This is a genomic window from Actinomadura barringtoniae (genome assembly GCF_017573505.1).
In the GTDB taxonomy this organism is placed as follows: domain Bacteria; phylum Actinomycetota; class Actinomycetes; order Streptosporangiales; family Streptosporangiaceae; genus Spirillospora; species Spirillospora barringtoniae.
On record NZ_JAGEOJ010000002.1, the window covers coordinates 613457 to 628863 of the forward strand.

Genomic DNA, 15407 nt, shown 5'->3' on the forward strand with positions numbered 1-15407 from the left:
ACCCCCCTCGTCTGGAGGCGCGATGTCCGTCGTTCAACGGTTCACTCTCGGGGACGTTCTCAGCGAGCATCGGCGCGGCCGGCCGCTGGAGACCGCGGTCGTCGACGGCGACGTCCGGCTGACCTGGCCCGAGCTGGACGACCGGGTGAACCGCCTGGCGCACGCGCTGGCCGCGGACGGCGTCGGCCCCGGCGAACGCGTCCTGTGGCTCGGCCAGAACTCCTTCCGCGTCCTGGAGCTGCTGCTCGCCGCGAACCGGCTCGGCGCGGTCTTCTGCCCGGCCAACTGGCGGCAGAGCGCCGACGAGCTGGCGTACGTGCTGAACGACCTCACCCCCAAGGTGGTCGTCTGGGAGGAGTCCGAGGCGGTCGAGAAGGCCCGCGGCCAGGTCACGCTGGACGCGCGCTGGGTGAAGTCGCCCGAGGAGTACGAGTCCTACCTGTCCGACGACGCCACCGAGCCGGCCGGCGCCGCGGAGGTCCTGTCGGGCACGCCCGCGCTCGCGCTCTACACGGCGGCCTTCGACGGGCGCCCGAACGCGGCGCTGCTGAGCAGCACGGCCCTGATCGCGCACAGCATGTCGCTGCTGCACATCCGCCAGATGGAGAACGGCTTCACGTTCCTGGCGTGCGGGCCGCTGTTCCACGTCGGCACGGTGATGTTCACGCTGGCCACGTTCCAGATCGGCGGCAAGCTGGTCTTCACGCCCGCGTACGAGCCGAAGGAGGTCTGCCGCCTCATCGACGCCGAGAAGTGCACGCAGGCGTTCCTGTTCGGCCCGATGATCGACGGCCTGGTCGAGGCCAACAAGGAGGGCGACCACGACCTGTCCTCGCTGCGCTTCGTCTCGCACTCCCCCGAGTGGGACGCGATGATCACGGTGGACGACAGCCCGTGGTGCGCGTCCAAGATGGGCGGCTACGGGCAGACCGAGGTCGGCGGCATGCTGACGTTCCTCGGCCTCGGCATGGGCGGCGCGGGATACGCGGGCCGGCCCTCCCCCCTCGTCCACGTGCGCATGCTCGGCCCGTCCGGCGAGGAGGTCGCGGCGGGCGAGGTCGGCGAGATCTGCGCCCGGGGCGCGAGCCTGTTCTCCGGCTACTTCAACCGGCCCGAGCTGAACGAGGCCAAGATCGCGGGCGGCTGGCACCACACCGGCGACCTGGGCCGCCGCGAGGCCGACGGCACGATCACCTTCATCGGTCCGAAGCTCCGCATGATCAAGTCGGCGAACGAGAACATCTACCCGGCCGAGGTCGAGCGCGCGGTCAAGGCCCACGCGGCCGTCGCCGACGCCGCCGTGATCGGGGTGCCGGACGACCGCTTCGGCCAGTCGCCGAAGGCGATCGTGGTCCTCAAGGACGGGCAGACCGCGACCGCCGAGGACATCATCGAGCACGTCCGGGGCGAGATCGCCTCGTACAAGAAGCCGCGCGACGTCGAGTTCGTGGACGCGATCCCGAAGAAGGGCTACACCCCCGACTACGACGCGCTCGACGAGCAGTACGGCGGCGGCGCCTACCCGGGGGCGTAACCCCAGGGGAACTACAGGACGGCGATGGGATTGATCGGACTGGCGGTGCCCCCCTCGATTCTGAGGGGGGCCGCCATGAACAGGAAGTCCGTCCGCCCGGCCTCGGCCGCGACCTGCGCCAGCTCCTCCAGCCAGAGCATCTCGGCCAGGTAGATCCCGTGCCGCCACAGGAAGATCATGTGCAGGTCGTCGGCGAGGCCCTCGTCGGCGAGCTGCCGTTCGTTCAGGCCGCCGATCGCCGCGTTGTCGCCGGCGACCATGCACACGTCCCGTTCGGCCAGCCAGCGCCCGCCGTCCGCCGACAGCCCCGGCTGACCCGCCCAGTAGGCCTCGGGCCCTTCCTGCCAGGCCAGCGGCCACCCCGTCCGCACGACCGCGACGTCACCGGCCCGCACTTCCACGCCGCAGGCCTCAAGATCCTCTGGCCCGATCCGGTCGGTCGCGTCCAGCCGCTCGACCCCGCGTACGCGCGGCACGTCGAACAGCACGCCGCGCGCCACGACCGGGCCCGCCTTGTCGATCCCGCAGCGCCCCGCGCCGTACGAGCGGACGCGGTCGGCCGGGTGCCCGTTGTAGAGCTCGTCGCCCGACCACATGTGGCAGAGCGCGTCCATGTGCGTGGTCGTGCCGTGCGGCGTGACCACGATCGCGTCGTCGGCCATCTTCAGCCCGGCGCCGATGGCCCGCGTTCCGGCCGCGTAGTCGCCGCCGTCCACCGACATGAAGTGCTGCGGCAGCGGCCGGCCCCGCAAATGCGGAACGGTCGTCGGCGCGGGCGACGAGGTGGCGCCGCGGATCGGCAGCGACAGGCTGAGCGCCCGCCCCTCCCGCACGCAGCCCGCGGCGGCGAGCACGACCTCCGGGGCCAGCAGGTTCAGGGCGCCGCGCTCGTCTTCGGCACCCCAGCGTCCCCAGTTGTTGGACTCATCGAGCATCATTCGGTTAGACCTTCCTTCGAAAGGACCGCGCATGATTGTCGTGCAGGGCACCTGCGACCCGGCGTTCACCGGCGTACGAGAGATCTTCGAGCAGAACTTCGCCGACGGCCGGGAACTCGGGGCCTCTCTGGCGGTCTACGCCGGGGACCGCAAGGTCGTCGACCTGTGGGGCGGCGTCGCCGACCGGCGCAGCGGCCGCGAGTGGCTCGTGGACACGCCCTGCTTCGCGTTCTCCTGCACCAAGGCGGTGACCGCGACGGCCGCGCTGCTGCTGGCCGAGCGCGGCGCGTACGAGATGACCGGCCCGGTGACCAACTGGTGGCCGGAGTTCGGGGTGAACGGCAAGTCGGGCGCGACCGCCGAGCACCTGCTGTCGCACCAGGCAGGCCTGCCCGCGTTCGCCCGCCCGGTGATGGCCGAGGAAGCCGCCGACGCCGAGGCGCGCGCGAACGAGCTGGCCGCACAGACGCCCGAGTGGACGCCGGGTGAGGCGCACGGCTACCACGCGCTGACCTACGGCTGGCTGGCGGGAGAGATCGTCCGCCGCCACTCCGGCAAGACCGTCGGCGAGTTCGTCCGCGAGGAGTTCGCGGGCGACCTGGACCTGTGGATCGGCTCCCCCGACGAGGTGATCGACCGCGCCGCCAAGCTCACCGCGGGCAAGCGGCCCCCCGAAAACGGCGCGGACGCGCCCCGCGCGGTCGACGACGACAACGTCCTGGAGCGCCTGGCCAACGCCTACGTCGACCCCAACAGCCAGCTGAACCGGGCCCTCAACAACCCGCACCCCGGCAAGGGCGGCTACAACAACCCCGTGGTCCTGCGCGCGGGCTGGCCCGCCGCGGGCATGATCGCCACGGCCCGTTCGCTCGCGGAGTTCTACAACCGGCTGATCAACGGCCGGATCGTGCGCCCCGACACCCTCACCGACGCCCTGCGCCGCCGCGTCGACGGCCCGGACCGCACGATGCTGGTGAACAGCTCGTTCGGGCTCGGCTACATGCGCCCCTCGGCCACGTTCTTCACCCCGAAGGCGGGCCGCGAGACGGCGTTCGGCCACACCGGCGCGGGCGGCTCGATCGGCCTCGGCGACCCGCACGCCGGGCTCACCATCGCCTACCTGCCGAACATGATGGGCGACCAGCTGTCGGGCGACCTCCGCGCCTACCGCCTCACCGAAGCCGCCTACGCCGCCCTCGCCTGATCGCCGCTTTCCTGAGCCGCGCACTATTGCATCGTGATCCCGCCGCTGACCGACAGTGTCTGGCCGGTGATGTAGGCGGCGCGGTCGGTGCACAGGAACGCGACGATGCCCGCGATGTCGTCCGGGCGGCCGATCCGGCGCAGCGGGATCTGCTTGGCGAGCTTGTCGAGCAGCCCGGGGTGCTGGTCGGAGACCGCCCGGACCATCGGGGTGTCGGTCGGGCCGGGGCAGACGATGTTGCTGGTCACGCCGCCGCGCGCGGCCTCGCGGGCCAGCGTCTTGGCCAGCCCGAACAGCCCCGCCTTGGTGGCCGCGTACGCGCCCTCGCCGCCGGACCCGGCCCGCGCGCCGTCGGAGGAGATGAAGATCAGCCGGCCTCCCCCGCGTTCCACCATGCCGGGCAGCAGGCCCTTGGTGAGCTGCATCGGGGCGCGCAGGTTGATCTTCCACATGAGGTCCCAGGCCGCCGGGTCGCTCTCGGTGAACGGCTCCACGATGCTGACCCCGGCGTTGTGCACGAGGATGTCGACGTCCCCGGCCGCGCCGATGAAGCGGTCGATGTCGTCCGGATCGGTGAGATCGACCCGCAGCGCGACGCCGCCGACCTCCTTGGCGGCCTCCTCGGCCGCCACGAGGTCGATGTCGGCGACGATCACCCGGGCGCCGAGCGCGGCCAGGTCGGCGCAGATCGCCCGGCCGATGCCCCCGGCTCCCCCGGTGACGACGGCCGTACGGCCCGACAGGCTCATTCCGTCCACGTTCATCCCTCCCAGGCGGCGGCGAGCTCGGCGCCGGTGGTCCGGGCGGCGAGCAGGCTGATGGTGTTGGCCATGACGGCGTCCCCGTACTCGGCGGGCATGCCCGCCACGGCGTCGGTGAGCACCACCACCCGGTAGCCGAGGTTGACCGCCTCCAGGCACAGGCCCGGGATGCCGAGGTTGAGCGACAGCCCCATCGCGACGACCGTACGGACGCCGAGCGAGCGCAGCGTCTGGTCGAGCGCGGTCCCGGTGAACGGGGAGAACCCGTGGTAGCGCCGCGACTCCAGGTCGCCGGGGCCCGCCAGCTCCGGCACGACCTCGATCGCCCCGGTGCCCTCCAGCATGTGGTTCGGGTCCTTCAGCAGGCCCTTGATGAACGGGCAGTTGTCGGTGTGGCTGCCCGCCCGGTCGGCGCGGAACGCGGCCGTGCACTGCACGACCCGTACGCCCGCCGCCCGTGCCGCCGCCGCGGCCCGCGCCGCGTTCGCCACCACCCCGCGCTCGTCGCAGGCCTTCACCAGCTCGGGGAACTTGGCGAGATCCCCGACCACGCCGCGCTGCATCTCCATGACCAGGAGCGCGGTGTGCCGGGGGTCGGCCAGCTCTGCAAGATCGATCGCCACGCGACCCAGGCTATCGACCTAGCACTTGCTTGGGTAGTCCGCCCTGCCCCGCCCTACCGATAGCGTGCTGGTTCATGGAGGTACGGGACCTGCACGAGTGGCCTGCCACAGCCGAGGAGGCCGAAAAGATCCAGGACCGGCTCCGGCCCCTGCTGGATCTCGCCGGGCCGGGTCCGGCGGCGCCGCGGACGGTCGCCGGACTGGACGTCTCGTACGCCGACGGGAGCGACCGGCTCGTGGCGGCGGCAGTCGTCCTGGACGCGGCGACGCTCGACACGGTCGAGGAGTCCGTGGTGGCGGGGACGGCGACGTTTCCCTATGTGCCGGGGCTGTTCGCGTTCCGGGAACTGCCGACGCTGATCGAGGCGCTGCGCGGGCTGACGGTGACCCCCGACGTGCTGGTCTGCGACGGCTACGGGCTGGCGCATCCGCGACGGTTCGGACTGGCCTGCCACCTGGGCGTTCTCACCGATCTACCGACGTTCGGGGTGGCCAAGACCGGTTTCGTCGGCACGTACGCCCCGCCCGGGGAGGATCGCGGCGACGCGAGCCCGCTGACCGACGCGGGCGAGGTCGTCGGGCGGGTGCTGCGGACCCGGGACGGCGTGAAGCCGGTGTTCGTCTCGGCCGGGCACCGCATCGATCTTGATACCGCGTGCCGGCTCACCCTGGGCCTCTGCCCCGGCTACCGGCTGCCCGAGACCACCCGCCGGGCCGATCATCTGTCCCGGCAGGCCCTGCGCCACACCTGAAGGCGGGTCGGTTCCCCCGCCGCCATTCCATGATCGTTACACTGAGTAACGGAAAGATCACGGAATGGTGGATTTCGGGGGGACAGTGAGTGACACCGAGGGCGGGCGCCCGAAGCTCGCCGGGCAGACGCCCGAGGGCTGGGACGACGACCCGCTGAGCCTGGAGCCGACCGAGCGCTGGTCGCGGCGGTTCGCGCTCGGCGTGCGGATCCTGCTGGGCCTGGCGACCGTCTGGCTGATCTGGTCGGTGTACGACTACCTGTCACACGGCGGATTCGGCCTGAACATGGACGACCCGCAGGGCTACGGGACCCTCCTGCTCTCGACGATCGTCTTCGTGATCCTGCTCGCGCTGGAGATCCTCAAGCCGCTGGCCGAGCCGGACGCCAAGCGCATCCGGTCGCGGTTCGGCTGGGTGAGCGGGCTCGCGACCGTGCTGTGCCTGGCGGGCATCGTGCTGTCCTGGGTGATGGTGTACGGCAAGGGATCCGAGGAGACCGCGCTCGGCAAGCTGGTCGCCTCGCCGGCCCAGGCGAACCAGGTCCTGCACAAGGACCTGCCGAACGCCGGGGCGGGTTACACGCGCCTTCCGACCGGTGTCTTCATCCAGTCCATAGAGTTCAAGGGCACCAGCGACGTGGCGGTGTCCGGCTACGTCTGGCAGCGCGTTCCGAAGGGCCTCCCCATCCAGCCCGGGGTGGTGCTTCCCGAGGCCGGCGACGCCTACAACACCACGAAGGTCTACGAGGAGAAGCAGAGCGACGGGACGCTGACCGGCTGGTACTTCAACGCCGAGATCCGCCAGCTCTTCGACTACGGGGCCTACCCGCTCGACAAGCAGAACGTGTGGCTGCGGATGTGGCCGACCGACTTCAACACCAACGTCGTGCTCACCCCCGACTTCGCGGCCTATCCGCCCTGGAAGATCCACAACCTGCAGGCGATGGACGGCCAGCTGGTCTACGGCGAGTGGAACCCCGACTTCACCGGCTACAGCTACGTCAACAACCAGTACTCCTCGAACTTCGGCTACCAGAAGGCGGCCGGGATCAGCGGCAGCAGCACCCCGGAGCTCTACTTCAACGTCGGGCTGAAGCGCGACCCGCAGGGGCCGCTGTACGGGCAGCTGATCCGCTGGCTCTTCATCGCCCTCATCGTTTTCGCCGCGCTCTTCCTGATCACCGTGGACGAGGAGCAGCGGGAGGTCGTCGGCTTCACCACGTTCGAGGTGATGAGCTTCGCGGTCGGCATGCTGCTGGTGATCGTCTTTGACCAGAACGCCATCCGGGACGCCACCGGAGCCAGGGGCGTGGTGTATCTGGAGTACTTCTCCTACGCCCTCTACTTCATGATCCTCATGGTCGGGCTGAACGCCATGATGATCACCGCCAAGGCGCGGTTCCGGTTCCTGGCGTGGGGCGGGAACCTGCTGCCGAAGCTGCTCTACTGGCCCGGCTACTTCGGCCTGGTACTGATCGCGACGGTCCTCGCGTTCTTCTGACCGGCGAGGCCGCGTCCGTGACCGGCGAAGGAGTGTCTTGTTCAGCCAACCAAGCGTGCGCTAGGTTGGCTGGCGATGGACCGCCCGCGCCCCGTACCCGTGCCGACCCCGCTGACCGAGCCGTACTGGACGGCCTGCCGGCGGGGTGAGCTGGCGCTGCAGCGGTGCGCGGCGTGCCGGCGGTTCGTGCACTTCCCCGAGCCGGCCTGCCCGTACTGCGGCGGCGGCGAGCTGCCGTACGAGACGGTCGCCGGCCGCGGCACGGTGCACGCCTTCAGCGTCGTGCACCGTTCGTTCCTCCCCGGCTTCGAGCCCCCGTACACGATCGCCTGGATCGACCTCCCCGAGGGCGCCCGGGTGTTCGGCGACATCACCGGCTGCGCGCCCGAGGACGTGCGGATCGGGATGCCGGTGGAGGTGCGCTTCGACGAGGACATCCCCCATTGGAGGCCCACATGACCCGGATCGGCAACGTCCTGTACGGCGCCAAGAACGTGGACGAGGCGGTCCGGTTCTACCGCGACGCGCTCGGCCTGGCCGTGAAGTTCCAGGACGGCGACCGGTTCGCGGCGCTGGACGGCGGCGGCGTCACGTTCGCCATCGCCGGGCCGGAGGAGGACGTCACCGGCGGCGAGCCCGCGGTGTCGTTCAAGGTCGACGACGTCGCCGCGCTGGCGACCTCGCTGACCGCCGCCGGCGCCGAGCTGGTGCGCGGCCCCGAAGAGGGCCCCCACGAGACCCGTGCCGTCCTGCGCGACCCCGCGGGCAACCCGTTCGTCATCTACGCGAGCCGCAAGTAGCCCCCCGCCGCACGTCCCCACCCCCTGCAGGAGTTGAAGGAGTCCAGCCGTGGCGCGAGAGAACTCTCCGTTCAGCAACTACGCCTACGCGATCCTCACCGCGAACGCGCTGCGCACGCCCGACAAGGTGGCGCTGACCTATTGCGGCGACCAGAGCTTCACCTATGACCAGCTCAACCGGAAGGTCAACCGGGTCGCGCACGCGCTCCTGGCCGCCGGCGTCGGGCGCGGCACCCGGGTCGCCTCCCTGATGAACGAGACGCTCCATGTGGCCGAGGTCTACCTCGCCCAGATGAAGATCGGCTCGACCGTCGCGGCGCTCAACCCGTACTGGCCCGCCGACACGCTGCAGCAGGTCGTCGAGCATTCCGAGTGCACCGCGTTCGTCTACGACGCGACGGTGGAGGGCCTGGTCAACGAGATCCGGCCGAAGCTGCCGAACGTCAAGCTGTGGCTGCGCGTCGGCGGCCCCGGCACGGACGCGGTCGACGTGGACGCCCTCGCCGAGAACGCGAGCGAGGACGAGCCGCCGCTCGGCGGGTTCGGCAACGACCTGCTCGCGCTCTTCTACACCTCCGGCACGACAGGCCTGCCCAAGGCCGTCATGCACACCCACTTCAGCTCGCTCGCCAGCGCGCAGATCTGGCTGGACGTGGACCGCGACCAGGACTCGGTGATGGGCACCGGCGCGATCATCTGGGGCATCGGCTTCCCGGCGCTGGTCGGCCCGGCGTTCTACGCGGGCATGAAGCTGGTCCTGGAGCAGGACTGGGGCCCGTCCAACTTCCTCAAGGTCGTGCCGCGCGAGAAGGTCACGCACGTCAGCCTGATCCCGAGCTTCTTCTCGGCCCTCCTCGGCTCGGACGAGCACTCCGGCGTCGACCTGTCGTCGCTGAAGGGCATCGTGCTGGGCGGCGAGCCGCTGCTGCCCGCGCTGCGCGAGCGCATCCTGGAGCGCATCCCCGGCGCCGGGATCTATTGCTACTACGGGCAGACCGAGGCGCCGTACACCTGCTTCGGGCGCCAGGACGACGGCAGCCAGGACATCTCCTCGGTCGGCCGGGCGCGCATGTCCTGCGCGGTCCGCGTCACCGACCCGAACGGCGCGCGCGTGCTCGACGAGGTCGGCGAGATCAACCTGAACGGCCCGAACGTGATGGTCGGCTACGACAAGCAGCCCGACAAGACCGCCGACGTGCTGCGCGACGGCTGGTACATCGGCGGCGACCTGGGCCGGATGGACGCCAACGGGTTCCTGTACGTGCTCGGGCGGCGCGAGGACGCGATCCTCAAGGGCGGCCAGTGGTCCCAGCCGGTCGAGATCGAGGGCGCCGCGATCAAGGTGGACGGGGTCGCGGAGGCCGGCGTGGTCGGCGTCCCGGCGCACCCCGAGGGCCAGGACGCGGTCGAGCAGAAGATCCTTCTCGCCGTCGTGGCCCGTTCGGGCACCGACCTGGACCCCGAGGCGGTGAAGGCGGCCGTCGCCGCGCTGCTGCCCGGCCACCAGGCGCCCGACGCCGTCGTGATCGCGCCCGAGCTGCCGCACACGCAGGACGCGTCGGGCGGCCCCGGCAAGCTGCTGCGCCGCGGCATCCGCGACCAGTACGCCGACCAGGTCGGCTGACCGAGGACGTTGATGAGCCACCTTCCTGAACACATCGTCAAGGCCTGGGTCTCGGGGTTCGGGGTGAGCGTGCCGCGCGGCGCGACCGCCTCAACCCCCGAGGGTCTCGAAGCGGCCGCCGGCGGGCTGGCCCCGCCGCTGGTGGTCAAGGCGTACGGTCCCCGGCTGCTCCACAAGAGCGACGCCGGGGCCGTGCGCCTGAATCTGAACTCCGCGGGCACCGCCGCGGCGGCCGCCGCCGAGATGCTCGCCTCCCTGGCCGGGCAGGACATCGCCCCCGACGGTTTCCTGGTCGAGGAGCAGGCCTCCCCCGGCGTCGAGGTCATCGTCGGCGCGGTCCGCGACCCCGCGTTCGGCCCGGTGGTGCTGGTCGGCCTCGGCGGCGTCTGGACCGAGGTGCTGCACGACACGGCGCTGCGCCTGGCGCCGATCACCGAGGCCGACGCCCGCGCGATGCTGAACGAGCTGCGCGGCCGCGCCCTTCTCGACGGTTTCCGGGGTCAGCCCGCCATCGACAAGGAGGCGCTGGTCAAGCTCCTCCTGGCCGTCGGCGGAACGGGCGGCATCATCGACACTCTCGGCGACGGTTTCGAGGAGTTCGAGCTCAACCCCGTCATCGCCACTCAGGACGGCGCCACCGCCGTCGACGCTCGCCTGATCGGCCCCGACTCCCTTGAAGAGCTGCCCGCGCCCACTCCCGCCGCGGCCGAGCAGGTCGGCGACTTCGGGCGGTTGTTCGCGCCGCGGGGGGTCGCGGTGGTCGGGGCTTCCACCAAGAAGCCCAACTTCGGGAACATGTTCCTGACCTTCTACAAGGCCATGGGCTTCGAGGGGACGCTGCTGGCCGTCCATCCGTCCGCCGAGGAGATCGACGGGGTGCCGTGCGTGCCGTCGCTGGCCGAGGCGGACGTGGACTACGCGCTGGTGGCGGTCCCCGCCAAGCAGTGCGCGGACGTCGTACGGCAGGCCGCCGGGATCCCGTTCGTGCAGGTGATGAGCGGTGGGTTCCGCGAGATGGGGAACCCGGAGCTGGAGGACGAGCTGATCGCCGCCGCCCAGGAGGCCGGGGTACGGCTGCTCGGCCCCAACTGCATGGGCGTCTACTCCCCGGCCGGTAAGCAGACGTTCATCGGCGGCGAGCCCGGCACGCCCGGCCGCATCGCGGTCGTCTCGCAGAGCGGCGGCCTGGCGGGCGAGGTCATCAAGGTCGGCGAACGGCGCGGCCTGGCGTTCTCCAAGGTCGCCACGGTCGGCAACAGCGCCGACGTCACCCCGGCCGAGCTGCTGCGCTACCTGGCAGCCGACGGCGAGACCAGCACGATCGGCCTCTACCTGGAGGACCCGCGCGACGGGCGCGGGCTCTTCGAGACGCTCCAGCACGTGCGCAAGCCCGTGGTGGCGCTGGTCGGCGGGCGCAGCGGCCAGGGCCAGCGGGCCGCCGCCTCGCACACCGGTGGCATGGTCAGCGACACCCGCGTCTGGTCGGCGCTCGGCGCGCAGACCGGCATGGCGATCGTGGCCGGCCAGGACGACCTGATCGGCACGCTGGACTTCTTCGACCTGCACGCCGCCCGCAAGAGCCCGGGGACCAAGGACGTCCTGGTCATCGGGCCGAGCGGCGGCGCGAGCGTGCTGGCGGCCGACGTCTTCGACGCGGCCGGCCTGGAACTGGCGGCGCTCCCCGACGACGCCAGAACGGCGCTGAGGGAGATGGGGCTCGGCGCGGGCACCTCGCTCGCCAACCCGCTGGAGATCCCGGTGGGCCCGCGCGGCAACCCCGACCTCGTACGGCATGCCGTGACCGCGATCCTGGCGCACCGGCCTTACGCCGACGTCATCGCGCACGTCAACATCCAGAGCTTCTTCACCTTCGGCACCAGCGCCGATCCGCTCGTGGCGTACGCCCGCGGCGTCGGCGCGCTGCAACAGGAGTTCCCGGACGTACGGATCACCATGGTCACGCGGAACGCCGAGTGCGCTCCGCCCGGGGTGGAGGACGCCGTACGGGAGGTCGCGCGGGCGGCCGGAGTACCGGTCTACCGGAACATGGAGGCCGCGGCGGTCGCGCTCGCCGCGGGCAAGACATTCGCTGCGAGGAGTGCGCATGGGAAAGCTTGACGGCAAGGTCGCCCTGATCACGGGCGGTGCGCGCGGCATGGGCAAGTCCCATGTGCGGCGCTTCGTGGAGGAGGGCGCCAAGGTCGTCTTCGGCGACGTCCTGGACGAGGAGGGCGCCAAGCTGGCCGCCGACCTCGGGGACGCGGTCCGGTTCGTCCACATGGACGTGACGAGCCCCGACGACTGGCGTACCGCCGTGGACACCGCCGTCGAGACCTACGACGCGCTGCACGTCCTGGTCAACAACGCCGGGATCATGCGGCACAAGAAGATCGAGGACATGGAGCTCGAGGAGTTCAAGCTCGTCCTCGAGGTCAACCTCGTCGGCCAATGGCTCGGCGTGAAGAGCGTGACCGAGGCGATGAAGGCGGCGGGCGGCGGCTCGATCGTCAACGTGTCGTCCACCGAGGGCTTCATCGGCGCCTCGGGCCTGGCCGCCTACAGCGCCAGCAAGTTCGGCGTACGAGGGCTGACCAAGGCCGCCGCGCGCGAGCTCGGCGCGTACGGCATCCGGGTCAACTCGATCCACCCGGGCGGCGTTCTCACCTCGATGTCCATGCAGGACGACGTCATCGAGGCGACCGCCGCCAACGCCGACCTGTTCATGAAGGCGCTCCCGCTGGGGCGGCTCGGCAAGACCAAGGAGGTGTCGGGCCTGGTCGTCTACCTCGCTTCCGATGACTCCTCGTACTGCAGCGGAAGCGAGGTCCTCGTCGACGGCGGCATGCTCACCGGCGCGGGTTACTGACCGCGGGTTACTGACCCGCGGGTTACTGGCTTACGGGGGCTCCGGCCACCGACTCCGGCCTGCGGTAGGTCCAGCCCTCGGCCCGCTCCAGCTGGGCGGCGAGCGAGATGAGCGTCGCCTCGTCGGAGTCGTGGCCGAGGAGCTGCGCGCCGATCGGCAGGCCGGACGAGCTGAGCCCGGCGGGCACGTTCACGCCGGGCCAGCCCAGCACGTTCCACGTCCACGCGTACGGGCACGCCGCCGCGACGCCCGACTGCGTCCGCTGGTAGCCGGCGCCGTCGAACGCGCCCACCTTCAGCGGGAGCTGCGCGGTCGTCGGCGTGAGCACGACGTCGGCGTACTGGAAGATGCGGCCGACCTTCTTGTGCAGGTACGGGTCCATCCGCTTGGCCAGCGGGAGCAGCCGCTTGCCGACCAGGCGCCCGAGCTTCGCCTCGACCTCGGTGCGCGGCTCGGGCACCGGGTTCGGCATCGAGTCCAGCCAGTCGGCCACGCCCGAGGTCCCGCGCGGGACGAGCCCGAGCGCCACGAGCCCGTAGTCGGGGTCGGCCGGGAAGACCTTGTGCCCCAGGTCGGTGAGCCGCCGCGCGAGCCGCTGCACGGCCAGCCGGATCTCCGGGTCGAGCTTGCCGCTCACCCCGAAGGCCGTACGGAACGAGATCGCGATCCGCAGCCGTCCCGGCTCCTTGCGCGCCGACTCCACGAAAGGTGCCCGCGGCGGGTCGAGCTGGTAGACGTCCTCCGGGTGGCTGCCCGTGAGCACGTCCAATAGCAGCGCAGCGTCCTCAACACTCCGTGCCAGCGGTCCCCACACGGTGATCCCGTTGAACGGATCGGTGTGCGGAAAGCCCGAGACCCGCCCCCGCTGCGGCTTGATCCCGACGAGCCCCGTCCAGGCGGCCGGAATCCGGATGGACCCGGCCCCGTCGGACCCCACGGCCGCAGGAACCATGCCCGCAGCCACCGCCGCGGCCGATCCCCCCGACGACCCACCCGGTGTGTAGTCAGGGTTCCAGGGGTTCCTCGCGCGCCCGAAGCCGGGCGACTCGCTGAACGGCCACAGCCCGATCTCGCAGGTCGTCGTCTTGCCCACGATGACCGCGCCCGCCGCCCGGAGCCGCCGCACCAGCTCGGCGTCCTGGCTCACCGGCTTGTGGTCCCCGATCACCGCGAAGGGCGTGGTCTCCCCCGCCAGATCGGTGTCGTCCTTGATCGCGACCGGCACACCGAGCAACGGCAGCCGCTCGCCGTCCTTGAGCCGCCTGTCCGCCTCCCGCGCCTCGGCGAGCGCCGCCTCGGCCCGTACCACCCGGAACGCGCCGAGCTCCTTGCCCGCCTCGATCCTGTCCAGCGACCGCTGCACCAGGTCCACCGACGCGGCCTCGCCCTTGGCCAGCGCCTCCGCCTGGCCGGTCAACCCCTCCACACCCACCCAAACCACCACATTCCAGGTATCGTTCGTTCGAACGAACGATAACCAACGATCCACGGATGCGGAAGACTGGGTCCCGATGAGCGAAGCCGCGCGTGACCGAATTCTCGAGGCGACCCTGCGCCTGATCGGCGAGGAGGGTATCGGCGCCGTGACCAACCGCGCCGTCGCAAAGGCCGCCGGCGTCTCCCTCGGCTCCCTCACCTACCACTTCCCGAGCCAGACCGACCTGCTCCGCGAGAGCCTGCGGACGTTCGTGGACGCCGAGATCGCCCGCATCACGACCCGCGTGAGCCGCCTGCGCGACGAGGGCCTGGACCCCGCGCTCGCCGCCGACGAGGTCGAGAAGGCCATCATCGACTTCGCCTACGGCCCCGAGCAGATCGCCAACCTCGAGTTGCACCTGCATTCGGCCCGCGACCCCGGCGTCCGCGACGCCTCGGTCCGCTCGGTCGAGGCCTACGACCGCCTGGCGACCGCCGTTCTCACCGCCCTGAAGGTCCCCGACGCCGAACGCCACGCCCCCGCCATCGTCGCGATGCTCTACGGCCTGGCCGTACGCCGCCTGGCGACCGGCGACACCGCCGCCACCGGCACCGCCGACGCGTTCCGCCTCCTCCTGCACGGCGCACTCGCCGAGAACGACTGAAACCGGTCCGCACGGCCCCCGAGCGGGGATTACGGGCCGTACGAACCGGTTTCAATGTCTCAATCAGGAAGCTCTGTCGGAACCTCGCCGACGTTCACTGTGCGCTCTCCGCCTGTGCACCTCCGCCGTATCTCGTTCTGACACCAGAGACGCTACGGCGCAACACCCGCCCCGAGAACGCCCCTAAGGCTCGCTTAAGGAGAGCCTCAGGAGCCCCTAACCAGAACCGGACGCCCCGCACACTTTCACCCACCGAAATGAGTCAGGCGGTCCTGGTTCTTGGGTGGGCGGGGGTCGTCCGGGTGTAGTCCTTGTCCACGAGCCGTGATGACTCGATGACCATTTGCGCGGTGGACTCGGAACAGGCCATGGGCACGTCCCAGGCGACGGCTATCCGGAGCAGCGCCTTGACGTCGGTGTCGTGCGGCTGGGTCTCCATCGGGTCCCAGAAGAAGATGACGGCGTCGATGACGCCTTCGGCGATCTTGGCGCCGATCTGCTGGTCGCCGCCCATCGGGCCGCTCAGCGTCTTGGAGACCGTCAGGCCGAGCTCGGTCTCCAGGAGGCCGCCGGTGGTCGCGGTGGCGAAGATGGTGTGCCCGTCGAGGCGGTCGCGATTGCGGGACGCCCACTCGATCAGGGCGGCCTTCTTGCTGTCGTGGGCGACGAGTGCGAGTTCCATGGGCGGTCTCCTCCGGCTTCTCGCGGCTCAATCTAGAAGCC

15 protein-coding genes are annotated in these 15407 nt (G+C 71.1%); 10 read left to right on the top strand and 5 right to left on the bottom strand.

Going from position 1 to position 15407, the window contains the following annotated elements; translation table 11 throughout:
• Positions 1-22 precede the first annotated feature (22 nt).
• Positions 23-1534, top strand: a complete 1512-nt coding sequence (locus J4573_RS06655; RefSeq protein ID WP_208254341.1) for an AMP-binding protein — start codon at positions 23-25, stop codon at positions 1532-1534.
• A gap of 11 nt (positions 1535-1545) precedes the next feature.
• On the opposite strand, the gene J4573_RS06660 is transcribed toward J4573_RS06655, so the two are convergent.
• Positions 1546-2469: a cyclase family protein gene (locus J4573_RS06660; RefSeq protein ID WP_208254466.1), complete on the bottom strand. Its 924-nt coding sequence runs from the start codon at positions 2467-2469 to the stop codon at positions 1546-1548.
• A 34-nt stretch (positions 2470-2503) separates the two neighbouring features.
• Here J4573_RS06660 and J4573_RS06665 point away from each other — a divergent pair, with 34 nt between their 5' ends.
• On the top strand, positions 2504-3676 hold the full coding sequence (locus J4573_RS06665; protein ID WP_208254342.1) for a serine hydrolase domain-containing protein: 1173 nt from the start codon (positions 2504-2506) through the stop codon (positions 3674-3676).
• Positions 3677-3699: 23 nt separating this feature from the next.
• Here the strand turns inward: J4573_RS06665 and J4573_RS06670 are convergent, their stop codons facing one another.
• Complete coding sequence (locus J4573_RS06670; protein WP_208254343.1) at positions 3700-4440, bottom strand: SDR family NAD(P)-dependent oxidoreductase; 741 nt, start codon at positions 4438-4440, stop codon at positions 3700-3702.
• Complete coding sequence (locus tag J4573_RS06675) at positions 4437-5060, bottom strand: isochorismatase family protein (protein WP_208254344.1); 624 nt, start codon at positions 5058-5060, stop codon at positions 4437-4439. Before J4573_RS06675 ends, J4573_RS06670 begins: the two co-directional genes overlap by 4 nt.
• 74 nt (positions 5061-5134) lie before the next feature.
• Here J4573_RS06675 and nfi point away from each other — a divergent pair, with 74 nt between their 5' ends.
• The 7 genes from nfi to J4573_RS06710 all read left to right on the top strand — a co-directional run bounded on the left by nfi (position 5135) and on the right by J4573_RS06710 (position 12603).
• Complete coding sequence (gene nfi, locus J4573_RS06680; protein WP_208254345.1) at positions 5135-5812, top strand: deoxyribonuclease V; 678 nt, start codon at positions 5135-5137, stop codon at positions 5810-5812.
• Positions 5813-5897: 85 nt separating this feature from the next.
• Positions 5898-7313 (top strand): hypothetical protein, encoded by a 1416-nt coding sequence (locus J4573_RS06685; RefSeq protein ID WP_208254346.1) that lies wholly within the window; start codon positions 5898-5900, stop codon positions 7311-7313.
• A 75-nt stretch (positions 7314-7388) separates the two neighbouring features.
• Complete coding sequence (locus tag J4573_RS06690; RefSeq protein WP_208254347.1) at positions 7389-7772, top strand: Zn-ribbon domain-containing OB-fold protein; 384 nt, start codon at positions 7389-7391, stop codon at positions 7770-7772.
• Positions 7769-8113 carry a VOC family protein gene (locus J4573_RS06695; RefSeq protein ID WP_208254348.1) on the top strand — a complete coding sequence of 115 codons (345 nt, stop codon included), beginning with the start codon at positions 7769-7771 and terminating at the stop codon, positions 8111-8113. The genes J4573_RS06690 and J4573_RS06695 overlap by 4 nt, the downstream gene beginning before the upstream one ends.
• Positions 8114-8162: 49 nt before the next feature.
• Complete coding sequence (locus tag J4573_RS06700; RefSeq protein WP_208254349.1) at positions 8163-9737, top strand: class I adenylate-forming enzyme family protein; 1575 nt, start codon at positions 8163-8165, stop codon at positions 9735-9737.
• Positions 9738-9749: 12 nt separating this feature from the next.
• Positions 9750-11855 (top strand): acetate--CoA ligase family protein, encoded by a 2106-nt coding sequence (locus J4573_RS06705; RefSeq protein ID WP_208254350.1) that lies wholly within the window; start codon positions 9750-9752, stop codon positions 11853-11855.
• The gene (locus tag J4573_RS06710; protein ID WP_208254351.1) at positions 11842-12603 is read left to right on the top strand and encodes a glucose 1-dehydrogenase; all 762 of its coding nucleotides are present in this window, start codon (positions 11842-11844) and stop codon (positions 12601-12603) included. Before J4573_RS06705 ends, J4573_RS06710 begins: the two co-directional genes overlap by 14 nt.
• A 22-nt stretch (positions 12604-12625) precedes the next feature.
• Here J4573_RS06710 and J4573_RS06715 read toward each other — a convergent pair whose 3' ends face one another.
• A complete protein-coding gene (locus J4573_RS06715; RefSeq protein WP_307796521.1) occupies positions 12626-14029 on the bottom strand; it encodes an amidase in 1404 nt (467 codons plus the stop codon).
• Between the two features lie 85 nt (positions 14030-14114).
• Between J4573_RS06715 and J4573_RS06720 the strand changes: the two genes are divergently transcribed.
• Positions 14115-14684: a TetR/AcrR family transcriptional regulator gene (locus J4573_RS06720; RefSeq protein WP_208254353.1), complete on the top strand. Its 570-nt coding sequence runs from the start codon at positions 14115-14117 to the stop codon at positions 14682-14684.
• A 262-nt stretch (positions 14685-14946) separates the two neighbouring features.
• On the opposite strand, the gene J4573_RS06725 is transcribed toward J4573_RS06720, so the two are convergent.
• Positions 14947-15366, bottom strand: a complete 420-nt coding sequence (locus J4573_RS06725) for a methylglyoxal synthase (RefSeq protein WP_208254354.1) — start codon at positions 15364-15366, stop codon at positions 14947-14949.
• Between the last annotated feature and the right edge of the window lie 41 nt (positions 15367-15407).

What these genes read in the sequence shown, in the direction of transcription:
- J4573_RS06655 (WP_208254341.1), top strand. Translation starts at nt 23, where the DNA reads ATGTCCGTCGTTCAACGGTTCACTCTCGGGGACGTTCTCAGCGAGCAT.
- J4573_RS06660 (WP_208254466.1), bottom strand. Translation starts at nt 2,469, where the DNA reads ATGCTCGATGAGTCCAACAACTGGGGACGCTGGGGTGCCGAAGACGAG.
- J4573_RS06665 (WP_208254342.1), top strand. Translation starts at nt 2,504, where the DNA reads ATGATTGTCGTGCAGGGCACCTGCGACCCGGCGTTCACCGGCGTACGA.
- J4573_RS06670 (WP_208254343.1), bottom strand. Translation starts at nt 4,440, where the DNA reads ATGAACGTGGACGGAATGAGCCTGTCGGGCCGTACGGCCGTCGTCACC.
- nfi (WP_208254345.1), top strand. Translation starts at nt 5,135, where the DNA reads ATGGAGGTACGGGACCTGCACGAGTGGCCTGCCACAGCCGAGGAGGCC.
- J4573_RS06690 (WP_208254347.1), top strand. Translation starts at nt 7,389, where the DNA reads ATGGACCGCCCGCGCCCCGTACCCGTGCCGACCCCGCTGACCGAGCCG.
- J4573_RS06695 (WP_208254348.1), top strand. Translation starts at nt 7,769, where the DNA reads ATGACCCGGATCGGCAACGTCCTGTACGGCGCCAAGAACGTGGACGAG.
- J4573_RS06705 (WP_208254350.1), top strand. Translation starts at nt 9,750, where the DNA reads ATGAGCCACCTTCCTGAACACATCGTCAAGGCCTGGGTCTCGGGGTTC.
- J4573_RS06710 (WP_208254351.1), top strand. Translation starts at nt 11,842, where the DNA reads ATGGGAAAGCTTGACGGCAAGGTCGCCCTGATCACGGGCGGTGCGCGC.
- J4573_RS06720 (WP_208254353.1), top strand. Translation starts at nt 14,115, where the DNA reads ATGAGCGAAGCCGCGCGTGACCGAATTCTCGAGGCGACCCTGCGCCTG.
- J4573_RS06725 (WP_208254354.1), bottom strand. Translation starts at nt 15,366, where the DNA reads ATGGAACTCGCACTCGTCGCCCACGACAGCAAGAAGGCCGCCCTGATC.